The organism is Rhodoblastus sp. (assembly GCF_052145335.1).
GTDB lineage: Bacteria > Pseudomonadota > Alphaproteobacteria > Rhizobiales > Beijerinckiaceae > Rhodoblastus.
Genome location: NZ_JBKQOU010000187.1, coordinates 1 through 10,432 on the forward strand (window position 1 = coordinate 1; position 10,432 = coordinate 10,432).

Annotated in this window: 8 protein-coding genes; 1 reads left to right on the forward strand and 7 read right to left on the reverse strand. The window is 63.6% G+C overall.

The annotated features are described in order from the left end of the window. From ACLP2E_RS11840 to ACLP2E_RS11865, 6 genes are all read right to left on the reverse strand, one after another. On the reverse strand, positions 1-483 hold a 483-nt coding region (locus ACLP2E_RS11840), incomplete at its 3' end, for an RBBP9/YdeN family alpha/beta hydrolase (RefSeq protein ID WP_442466049.1). Positions 484-491: 8 nt separating this feature from the next. Then, positions 492-1,547 (reverse strand): 3-keto-5-aminohexanoate cleavage protein, encoded by a 1,056-nt coding sequence (locus ACLP2E_RS11845; RefSeq protein ID WP_442463520.1) that lies wholly within the window; start codon positions 1,545-1,547, stop codon positions 492-494. A 70-nt stretch (positions 1,548-1,617) separates the two neighbouring features. Next, a complete protein-coding gene (locus ACLP2E_RS11850) occupies positions 1,618-2,541 on the reverse strand; it encodes a TauD/TfdA dioxygenase family protein (RefSeq protein ID WP_442466050.1) in 924 nt (307 codons plus the stop codon). Positions 2,542-2,795: 254 nt separating this feature from the next. After that, the gene (locus tag ACLP2E_RS11855; RefSeq protein WP_442466051.1) at positions 2,796-5,441 is read right to left on the reverse strand and encodes a LuxR C-terminal-related transcriptional regulator; all 2,646 of its coding nucleotides are present in this window, start codon (positions 5,439-5,441) and stop codon (positions 2,796-2,798) included. 237 nt (positions 5,442-5,678) lie between these two features. Then, positions 5,679-6,140, reverse strand: a complete 462-nt coding sequence (locus ACLP2E_RS11860) for a nuclear transport factor 2 family protein (RefSeq protein WP_442466052.1) — start codon at positions 6,138-6,140, stop codon at positions 5,679-5,681. 225 nt (positions 6,141-6,365) lie between these two features. After that, a complete protein-coding gene (locus tag ACLP2E_RS11865; protein WP_442466053.1) occupies positions 6,366-8,045 on the reverse strand; it encodes a SulP family inorganic anion transporter in 1,680 nt (559 codons plus the stop codon). A gap of 925 nt (positions 8,046-8,970) precedes the next feature. Between ACLP2E_RS11865 and ACLP2E_RS11870 the strand changes: the two genes are divergently transcribed. Further along, positions 8,971-10,080 carry an AI-2E family transporter gene (locus ACLP2E_RS11870; RefSeq protein WP_442463525.1) on the forward strand — a complete coding sequence of 370 codons (1,110 nt, stop codon included), beginning with the start codon at positions 8,971-8,973 and terminating at the stop codon, positions 10,078-10,080. A 158-nt stretch (positions 10,081-10,238) separates the two neighbouring features. Here the strand turns inward: ACLP2E_RS11870 and ACLP2E_RS11875 are convergent. Further along, a partial coding sequence (locus tag ACLP2E_RS11875) for a hypothetical protein (protein ID WP_442466054.1) occupies positions 10,239-10,432 on the reverse strand: 194 nt, incomplete at its 5' end.

Consider the following 10,432-nt stretch of genomic DNA (forward strand, 5'->3'; position numbering starts at 1 on the left):
GCCGACCTCGCCGAGGTCGACCAGCTGGCCGCCCCAGCAGCCGGCGAGTTCCGCGACGCGTTCGAAACGACCCAGCGGATCGTTGCGGCTCGCCGCGACAATGCTGGGGAACGGAAGAGGAGCGCGAGGGACCGGAAACCAGCCTCCCGCGCGCATTTCCTCGATCGTCGGATAACCTTCCGGCATCGGCTGTTCGAAATCCGGCGGCGTCGCGAGCAGCGCGCCGAGGATCGGGCGGCGCGTTTGCGCCGCCCAATGCGCGACCATCACCGCGCCGCCGCTATGGGCGACGATGATGACCGGCCCGTCGATCGCCTGGGCCTCCCGCTCGATCGCCTCGACCTTGGTCCTGCAATCGAGATCGGCGCGGCCCATCGGCTCGACGGTCCGCACGCGGTCAAGCCGCGCGGCGAGCAGCGTCTGCCAATGGGCGGGAACATGGTCCCGCAAGCCCGGCACGATCAATATGGTCGGTTCGGTCATCGTCCCGATTACTCCGCTGCCTGCCGGATCGCCCGCAGGGGCTTGCGGTTCGGCGCGAATCCGTTGCGGGCGAGCGTCTCGTCGGCGCTGTTGTAGAACTCGCCGATGCGATAGATGCGGCGCGCCTCCTTGCCGTCGGCGATCTCGCGGCCGAACTCGCGCGAAATCCGGACGAGCTGCTCGATCTGCTCGACGCTCGACATCTTGCCGCTGCGGTCCTGCTTCCAGATATTGTCTTCATTGCCGCAACGGACATGCAGGCCCATGGCGATCGCCATCATGTTGAGCGGCAGGACGTTCAGCATCGAGGTTTCGAGCGTCAGCACCGACCCATCCGGACACGCCCGGACGAAATTGGCGAGATTGTAAATGTTCGGGGCGTCGAAGCCGCCGCCGATCGCGACCCAGGTCAGGATCAGCGGCACGTTGCAGGCGCCGCGGCGCATCATGCGCTCGACCGTCTCGATCTGCGTGATGTTGGCGAGCTGGAAATGGGTCTGGATGCCGTTGGCGCTGAGGCGGCGGATATGCTCCTCGACCCATTCCGGGCCGGCGGGAATGGTCATCTCGCGGTAGGCGCGGTAATTGGCCGGATCCGCCATGGAGGTGCCAACGAGATCGGCCTCGCACATCTGCTCGACGACGTTCATCTGGTTGCTGTTGATGGCGATCGTCACCTGGTCCGGCTTCGGATTCAGGTCGGCCAGCATGTGGCGGGTATCGTCGCTCAGCCATTTCGCGACCTCGCCCTCGCCTTCCGGCGCGAAGCTGATCGAGCCGCCGACCTGCAGGATCATGTCCGGCACGGCTTCGCGCAGACGGGCGAGCAGTTCGTTGAACATCGAGAGCCGCTTCGAGCCCTTGCCGTCCAATTCGCGGACATGGGTGTGAAGCACGGTCGCGCCGGCGTTGTAGCAGTCCACCGCCTTCTGGACGTGCTCATCCATGGTGACCGGAATGTCTTCCGGGAAATCGGAGGGCATCCATTCCGGCCCATAGGGCGCGCAGGTGATGACGAGTTTTTCCTGGTTTTCGGGAAACAGGGAACCATCGAGGAAGTTCATGAGCTCTCTCTTGCGTTTTGAGTTGCGAGTTTTTTGAGGATCTGCTTCCGGCGCAAGGCCGGGAGCGGCGTCAGAAGGGCGTGTCGCCCATGATGCCGGCGCGCTCCATCTTTCGATGGCACGGCGGATAGTCCATCACGGCGTAGTGCTGCGTGGACCGGTTATCCCACATCGCCATGCTGTTGGGCTTCCAGCGCCAGCGGACCTGATATTCCGGGACCTGCGCCTGGCTGATGAGGTATTGGAGAAGCAGGGCGGCGCCGGGGGCGTAGTCCTGGCCGTAGCGAATGTTTTCCGGCGTGTGGAAATTGGTGAAATGGGTCGCGAAAGCGTTCACGAACAAAACCTTCTCGCCCGTTTCCGGATGTGTGCGGACGACCGGATGCTCAGCGTCGGGGAACTGGGCCTTCAGCGCCAGGCGCTTCTCGATGGGCATGGCCGCGCCAAAGGAGGCTTCAATGCTGTGGCGCGCGCGCAGTCCGGCGATCCGGGTCTTGATGTGTTCCGGCAGGTTCTCATAGGCGAGGACCATATTGGCCCACATCGTGTCGCCGCCGACCGGGGGACATTCGACGCAGCGCAGCACGCAGCCCATCGGCGGCTTTTCCCGCCAGGTGGCGTCGGTGTGCCAGGCGTTCTCATAGCGGTCGTTGGGCGAACCCGGATCCTTGTAGATGCGCACCAGCCCCGGATTTTCGGGGTCGCTGCCGGCGACCGGATGGTCTTCGAGTTCGCCGAAATGCCGGGCGAAAGCGACATGCTCCGCGCGGGAAATGTCCTGGTCGCGGAAGAACAGCACCTTGTGCTGCAAGAGCAGGGACTTGATCTCGGCGACCAGCGCCGGGTCGCGGCTGGCGGCGCCGAGGCTGACGTTCTGAAGCTCCGCGCCGATCGCGCAAGTCAGTTGCTCCACGCGGATCGAGGCGCCGAGCGAGGAAGCCGGAACGATGGCAGGGGTGTTGACGATCGTTGAATTGGCTGCGTTCATGGTCATTGGAGTTCCTCCCTGCCGGGCAGCGGCGCTTTTCTCGCGAAGCCCGTCTGAACCGGCGTTTCATTTTTTATAAATTAGACCCGCGAACGCGTATCCCCCCCACGACGGGGGGGAGCTAATCCATTTCAGGGGGGAAGCGAGGTGAGCAGCCCGTTGGGACGGCTGGCGGACGGCATGGCAGCTGAAGGAATAACCATGTCTGGATGCCGCCCTGCACGTCACGATCCGTCCTCGGACAAACGCAATATTCGATGTCAGGGTTCCTGCGTCAGAAATCCCAGCAGGCGCGCGCGCATGACCACCTGTTTCCGCGAAGCAGCGTTCAGCTTGGAGAACAGGTTTTTCACGTGCCACTTGATCGTCTCCTCGCCGACCTGCATGGCGTTGCCGATCTCCTTGTTCGAGAAGTTTTGGCCGAGCAGTTCGAGGACCTGCCGTTCCTTCGGCGTCAACGCCGAACTGGGCGCAGCCCGCCCGGCGGCGGCTGGCGCGACAATCCTCGCAGGGAGCGGACGGTCCGCGGTCAGCCGGGTCTCTTCTCCGCCGCGACCGCCGGCGACCTCCTCGACCCAGACTCCAAGCGCAGGATGGGCGTCGGCGAAAACACGCTGCAAACCATGCGACCGGGCGAGGTCGACGGCCTCCCTTAGCAAGTCGATCGAATCCTGGCCCGTCCGGGACAGAACGAAGGCGCGCAATCCCAGGAGCTCGATGCGCAGCCGCCCCAGCCGCATTTTTTGCGCCGCCTCCTCCGCGCGAAGCAATGGCCCCAAGGCCCCTGTCCAGTCCCGGGCCGCGATCCTGGCGTAAGCCTGCGCCGTGTCGGCGAGCAGGCCAACATTCCGCCGCCAAAAAAGTCCCTGGGGCAGGCTCTCGTCGGCCAGCAGTTCGTCGATACGCGCGCACAGGCCGGCGCACGTGCTCGCCCGGAAACGATGCGAATTCAGGCGGACTTCATCGGCGAGGCTGGCGATGCGAAGGCGCGGCAGATTTCTGGCCTGACCTATCGCATGAAGGCCGCCCAGAAATTCGAGAGCCTGGCCCTCGGCGCCCTTCGCCGAGGATATCCGCGCCAGCGTTCGATAGCCGAGCAGCACCGCTTCGGGGGCGCCGCTGCGCTCCAGCACGTCGAGGCGATTTGCGAGCAGCGCCTCTGCCGCGTCGGGCCGGCCGCTTTCCCAGAAAGCTGTAGCAAGCAGGGCCGCCGTCATGGCCGCGAGCGGATGCCGTCGCCCCAGTTCGTCCTCGATCTGCGCGAGTCTGGCGGGCAACGATTGCTCGAGCGTCGAAATCTGTCCTTCCCAGAGGTAACTGAGTCCGCAGATGAAATCTGTCCATCGGCTCAGATAGGCGTGCGCGACGCCGGTTTCATATTGCGGGGATTGTTTCAGCCGCAGGCGGGCCATGGGCGGATTGCCCTCGATCAACATGCGAAAGCCCGAGCGGTTGGCGTGAACATGCAACAGGATCGGATCAGTCAAGGGCGGCGCCTTGGCCCATGGATCGTGCAAACGGGCGAAAGCGTCGGGGTCGTCGGCGAAAATCGCTCCCCCACTCAGGACCAACGCGCATTCGCAACGCAGGGCGTCGCTCACATCCGGCCGGGCCAGGAGGCGCGAGACGACATTGCTCGCTTCCTCATGCCTCTCGCTTATGGCGAGCGACCATGCTTTGGTCAGCAGCAGCTTTGGCCGCTTGTCGAACTCCTCGGTTTTGATCCGCGCCAACAGATTTTCGACGGCCCCCTGCCGCCCGCGGTGGATCAAGGCTTCGTAAAGGCTTCGTTCCGCCAATTCATACGCCCGCTCGCTGGCGCCCGAGGCGAGCGCGTGAAGCGCGGCCGCTTCGGCCATGCCGCGTTCCGCGAGCCAAAGTGAGGCGCGCGCATGCAGTTCACTTTGCTCCTCCGACGAAAGGTTGGCGAAACGGCGCCGAAGTTCATTGCGCACGAATGAGTGCATTCTGAACCACTCTGTGTTCTCCGCCGCGACGAAAACCGCCGTGTCGCTGGAAATCCGTTCAAGGCGACCGCCTTCATGGCTTCCGAGGACGAAGCGGCAAAGATCGGGGTGGAGATCGTCGAGGATGGAGACACGCGTCAAAACGGCGACGTCCTCAGGATCCAGATCCGACAAAAGGAGGCCAAGGAACCGCGAATGCGAAATTCCTCCCTGCCATTCCAGGGCTGCGACTTCAGATCGGGAATCGCCACTGCGCCCGATGATCGACAGAACAAGTTGCAACCCCAGGGGCCAACCTTCGGTGTACTCTTGCAACTTCACGGCTATGTCCAGGCCCGCGGCGGCGCCGAGACGGGACCGGACCAATTGCGTGGTTTCCTCGAGACGGAACTGTAGGGCCTGGGCGCCGATGACGACACATTCGCCGTAGGCGACGAGATCGTCGATACCGAGCTTGCAATTCGCCCGCGACGAGATGACCAGCCGCAGATTGGCCGGAAGGTTCCGTGAAAGATAGGCCAGGGCGTCGAGCGAAGCCTGGGGAAGGAGATGTGCGCGATCGACGATCAAAACCGCGCTCACGGCGGTTTGGGCGACTTCGGCCAACCAAAGGGTAACGTCTTCCAACCCTCTCGGACTCTCGGAATCGAGCAGCGCACGGCCGAATTTCGGCCGTCCGGCGCCGACTCGAAACGCCAGCGCGAGTCCCTGTGCAAAACGCTGGGGTTCGTCAATGTCCTGCGCCGTCAGCCATGCCACCACTTCGCCGGCGGCGAGGAACTCGCGCCGCCATTGCGCCAGCAGCGAGGTCTTGCCGAACCCCGCCGGCGCCTCGACAAGAACAATTTGCCGCCGGAAGTCCGCGTCGGCGCTGGCGGACAGACGAGGCCGAATCTGGAAGTCTTGCGGCGCGCGCGGCGGCGTCACCTGGAGGATCAAATCACCCGTATCATCACCCGCGTCGTCGGACGGTTGGCCTATTTGAGAAAGATAACGGCTTCCACAAAAAACAAAAGCGTCGGTTGAGATATCCGCCTGAACTGGTTCCCGGAACTTCCTCCCGGTTTTGGTGGAGTCCGTTACGCAAGGAGCCATTTCCTCCCGAGGACACAAAGAAATTGCGGGCTGTCGCCTACTGACCAGCGACCCGTTGGCTTGCCCGAATCCCATGCGACGTCAGTGCTGGAACGACTCTTTCGCCTCTGACGGCGCCACGGAGACAGAGTGAATATCACCGCCGAAATGGGCCTGCACCAGCGCGTGGGTATCGTTAAAAAGACGAAACTCGGTCACTTTTCCATGACGGATCCTGACCAAATGCATCCAGTCGTCTTCGAATGGCTCGTCTGTCGCTCTCGAACGACTGATCGAACGGCCAAGCACCGCAACGAAATCGGAACCGCCCAAAAATTCACGCGGCTGAAAAGAATCTAACTCGATATTCGCGGCCAGTTCGCGAAAAAACGACCGGACTCCTTCGATTCCCCTGCGTTCGCCACCGAACGGAAGCAGCGCCGGATCGGCATTTGAAATCCAGGCGATGTCGGGATCGGTCGCCGCAAGGACAGATTCTATGTCCCCGCGGGCGAAAGCGGCGTAAATCGATTGAACCAACTGAACGTTGTTCGCCTCCGGCATCGGCTCGCCTCCCTATGCATACGGGTCGTTGCGCCATTCGAAAACTGCGGCGGCTTTTAGCGACAATCGCGTTGGCCATGTTGGGCAGTCGTCGAGCATGATCTGAAACGCTATTCTTATTTTAACCTTTGGCAAGCGTAGGCTAAGGCGCTCGCTATCGGGCGGACAATTTCCAACGTCCGTGAGACCGGTCGCCGCCGCGGTCTTTCTCGGTCTTCTTATCGCTCAAGTCGCGGATTTGGGTTCGCCGGCGGCGCCCCGCGCTTCGAATGCCGCGACCGCCTCCTCCACAGTGCGGAACATGCGGGCGCGTCCCAGCTTTTCCGCCAATTCGGCGCGCTGGACGAGTTCCATCGCCTCGGGATTGAGGGCGGCGAGCCACAGCTCCACGCCAGACTCGCGCAGCCGGAACTCGGCTTCGACCAGCATTTTCAGCGCCGTATATTCGAGCCCGGGTATCGCCGAACAATCGAGCAGAAACACGCGCGGGGAAGCCGCGCGCATCAACGCCATCAATTTCGCTCCGGCATTTTCGGCATTGCCGAAATAGATGCGCCCGACCGGCCGGGCGATCAGCAACCCTGGGATCGCCTCGTCGCTGGGATGATCCGATTCGCGCGGTCGGAAGCGATGCGAGCCGGGAATGCGCAGGATTTCGTCGACGCGCGGATCGTTGGTGAGGCGGATGAGGCTCCCAAGCGAGAGCACAATGGCCACGATGACGCCCTTGAGCGTTCCCAGCGTCATGACGCCGAGGCAGGCGACCACCGCCCAATGGAATTCGATGCTCCGCACCTTGCGGATCGCCGCCATGCCCGCGAAATCCACGAGCCCGATGGAATAGGCGATCACCACGGCCGCCAAAGTGGCGTGGGGCATGAGCGCGAGGACTGGGGCCAGGAAGAGAAGCGTCGCGAGAGCCGCCGCCGCGACCACGATCGACGTCGCTTGCGTTTGCGCCCCGGCGTTGAGGGCCACCGCGGTCTGGGAGGTTCCGCCGCCGGCCGGCATGGCGCCGATGAAGGCGCCCGCGGCGTTGGCGGCGCCGAGCGCGAACAGCTCGCGATTGGCGTCGAGCGGCGGATCGCCCGGGCGGACGAAAGCGCGCGCCGCAGCGATCGACTCGGTGAAGGAAATCAGGGCGATGCCGCCGGCCGCCGGCCACATATCCTCGAATAGCTCGGGCCGTGGCAGCTTCAGCGTGGGAAGCCCGCCCTGGATCGCCCCCACGACGCTGACGCCCGAGGCTTCGAGGCCGACGATGGCGGAAGCCGCGATCCCCACGGCCACGGCGAGTAGCGGAGCGGGGGCTTTCGGCAGGAAGCGCTTGGAAAGCGCGATGATCGCAAGGGTCGCCAGCGCGACCACGAGCGTGGGCCACGAAATCTGGGTCAGGTGTGTGAAAATCGACGCCACGTCGCGGAAGAAACCCGCTTTCTGGATGTGGATTCCCAGCAGTTTGGGCAATTGATCGACGATGATCACCAAGCCGACGCCGGCCTTGAACCCGGTCAGGACCGGCTCCGAAATGAAATTGGCGACAAAGCCAAAACGCAAGACGCGCGCGGCCAGCAGCATCGCCCCGACGAGGATGGAAAGCGTGGCCGACGCCACGAGAGGGTCGAGCGCGGGATCGGCCGCGAGCGCTTCTCCGATCGCGCTGGCGCAGAGGATCGCGATCGGCGTGGTGGTGCTGACGCTCAACAGACGCGAAGTGCCGAGGACGGCGTAAATCGTCATTGGGACCAGCGCCGAAAACAGACCTGCTTGCACCGGTAGCTCAGCGATCGTCGCGTAGGCGAGCGCCTTGGGCAGGACGACGGCGGCGGTCGTTAGGCCGGGTATGAGGTCAGCGGCGAAATATCGCCTCAGGACGTCCGCCGCCTTTCCAAACGTTCCGCTCACAATGGGCCCCGATGTCATGCCGGAAGCACCCGATCATACGCCCTGCGACGCACAATCCCAACATGTGCGAAAAACCGGCACGCATTGGAGAGGCAAAATTGCGACAGTCCCCCGGCCTCATGCGCGGCTTGGTGACTGGAATTATACTGCGGTCTACTCCGTCGTCCGCCAGAATGTCGCCCGTAATTGTGCGATGTTGCCAAAGTCATTTAATCGCGAGAGACTCTGACATGGCTGGCTTGCGAACCGGCGCATGCCGGATGAAGCCTTCGCCATGGGAGGAAAGGCGGGCTGTTTCCCGCAAGCGAAAAGAGGGCTTGAAATGAACGAGCAGAACGAGTCGGAAATGGTTTCGCGGCGAAGCACGTTCTCCCTTCTGGGGTTGGCCTTCGCCTTAGGATTGACGGCGCCTGCAACGTTGCTGACTGCGACCGAAGCCGAGGCCCAGACCGCCGGGATGGAAAGGCGTCAGGCGCGGCGCGCCGGTCGCCACGAGCGGCGGCATGCGAGGCGCGCAACTCGTCATGAGCGACGGCATGAGATGCGTACAGGTCCCAAGACCCCTGCCGAGATGGCGCCTGCGGCGACGGCCCCTGCAAAGCCGCCGCAACAATAAAAGCCCGTCTTCGCAGAACGGCAGAGCCTCGCGGCCCTTGGGAGTAATGCTGGCTGATTGACCCTCAGCCTGGGTGGCGCGGAACATATGCTCCATCCGACTGCCGCTGGCGGCGGAGCGCTTTACTGACATAATGCCGACCGGGACGACGTCGCAACTCGTCGTCGGCTGGCCCCCTCAGTCTTTTGTTTTGCCGATGAGTCGCCCGCAAAAGTCAATTCGACCCGCCCGGTCTGCGAGTGCGAGCGGCGTTGATTCCGTGAATATTCAGTTTAGCATGTGATTTTCAAATCGCGTGGTGACTCGATCATGACGCCGTTCTCCACACCCAACGAGGACCTCGAACGGCGCCTCGCGCGCCGCCTCCTCGAGGTGCTGATCCGCGGAGCCCTCCTGCTCGGTATGGCGTCGCTCTGCTATCGCGTTCTCGCCCCCTTCCTTCCGCTCGCGATTTGGGCCCTGATCTTCGCGGTGATTCTCTACCCACTGCACGCCCTCGTCGCTGCACGTCTTGGCGGACGGCGCGGGCTCGCCGCGACACTATTGGTGCTGCTCGGGATCGTCGCGTTCGTCGTGCCCATCGGCGTATTGATGAGTTCGCTGGGCGATTCCATTCGGACCCTGATCCAGGCCGTGCAACAGAATACATTGCGGATCCCGTCTCCGCCCGAGACCGTTGCCGCGTGGCCGCTCATCGGCGGGAAGCTTCACGCCGCATGGAGCGGGGCGCACGACGATCTACCCGCCCTCGTGCAAAGCATGCAACCGAAGATCGGCGATCTTGCTCGCGCGGCGCTCGGCTTCGTCGCCAGGATCGGCGGCGGTCTGCTCGCCTTTCTCGGCGCCCTCATCCTCGCCGGCATCTTCCTGGCCTTCGGGGAAAACGGCGCCCGCGGTTGCCTGTCCGTCTTCGAGCGCGTCGCCGGACAGCCGCGCGGGGCGAGACTCGCGCGGCTCTCCATCGCGACCATTCGCGCCGTCGCATTGGGCGTGGTCGGGGTGGCGCTCATCCAGGCGATCCTCGTCGGCCTTGCCCTTCTCATCGCTGGAGTGCCGTGGGCCGGCGCGCTCGCCGCTGTGGTTCTGGTGCTAGGCATCGCCCAGATTCCCGCAGTGATCGTGACGCTGCCGGCGATCATCTGGATTTGGTCGCGCGGCGGCGGAGGCACAGGCGAGGCTATTTTCTATACCGCACTTCTGCTCGTCTCCGGCATGGCGGACAACGTGCTCAAGCCGCTGCTGCTCGGTCGCGGCGTGGACGTGCCGATGCCCGTCATCCTCGTCGGCGCGCTTGGCGGCATGGCGACGGGTGGGATCATCTGGATGTTCGTCGGCGCGACCCTGTTAGCCTTGGCTTGGCAAGTTTTCACCGGTTGGGTGGATGAGAACCCCGACGCAAACATCCCGCCCGGAGGCTGATAATGTTTTCCTTTGGAGGGGGCCGCGCGGGTGCGGATGGTTGCCCGAGGATATGCCAGGATAAGGTCCGCTTCCACTTGGGCCTTGAGCGCCAAGGCAGGCAAAGAAAAACCGCACCGGCGGGCGCCGATGCGGTTTTGTCCTCATGAGGATAGAGATCATTTCTCGTCGAGGTCGTCATCCATTTGAAGACCAGGGCCCCAACCCGCGACGCCGTGGCGCTCTTCCCAGCCAAACCGCATCATGTGGTCGCGCAAGCGAACGAATTCTTGCTTCTGCTTGTCGTTGAGGCTGTTGTAGAAGGCCATGACCTTCGGCGCCACGGCTTTCATCGCGTCGAGACGGGTCTGCA

Bases quoted from the DNA above. Each gene is read 5' to 3' on its own strand.
- ACLP2E_RS11845 (WP_442463520.1), bottom strand. From the start codon at position 1,547: ATGAACTTCCTCGATGGTTCCCTGTTTCCCGAAAACCAGGAAAAACTC.
- ACLP2E_RS11850 (WP_442466050.1), bottom strand. From the start codon at position 2,541: ATGACCATGAACGCAGCCAATTCAACGATCGTCAACACCCCTGCCATC.
- ACLP2E_RS11860 (WP_442466052.1), bottom strand. From the start codon at position 6,140: ATGCCGGAGGCGAACAACGTTCAGTTGGTTCAATCGATTTACGCCGCT.
- ACLP2E_RS11870 (WP_442463525.1), top strand. From the start codon at position 8,971: ATGACGCCGTTCTCCACACCCAACGAGGACCTCGAACGGCGCCTCGCG.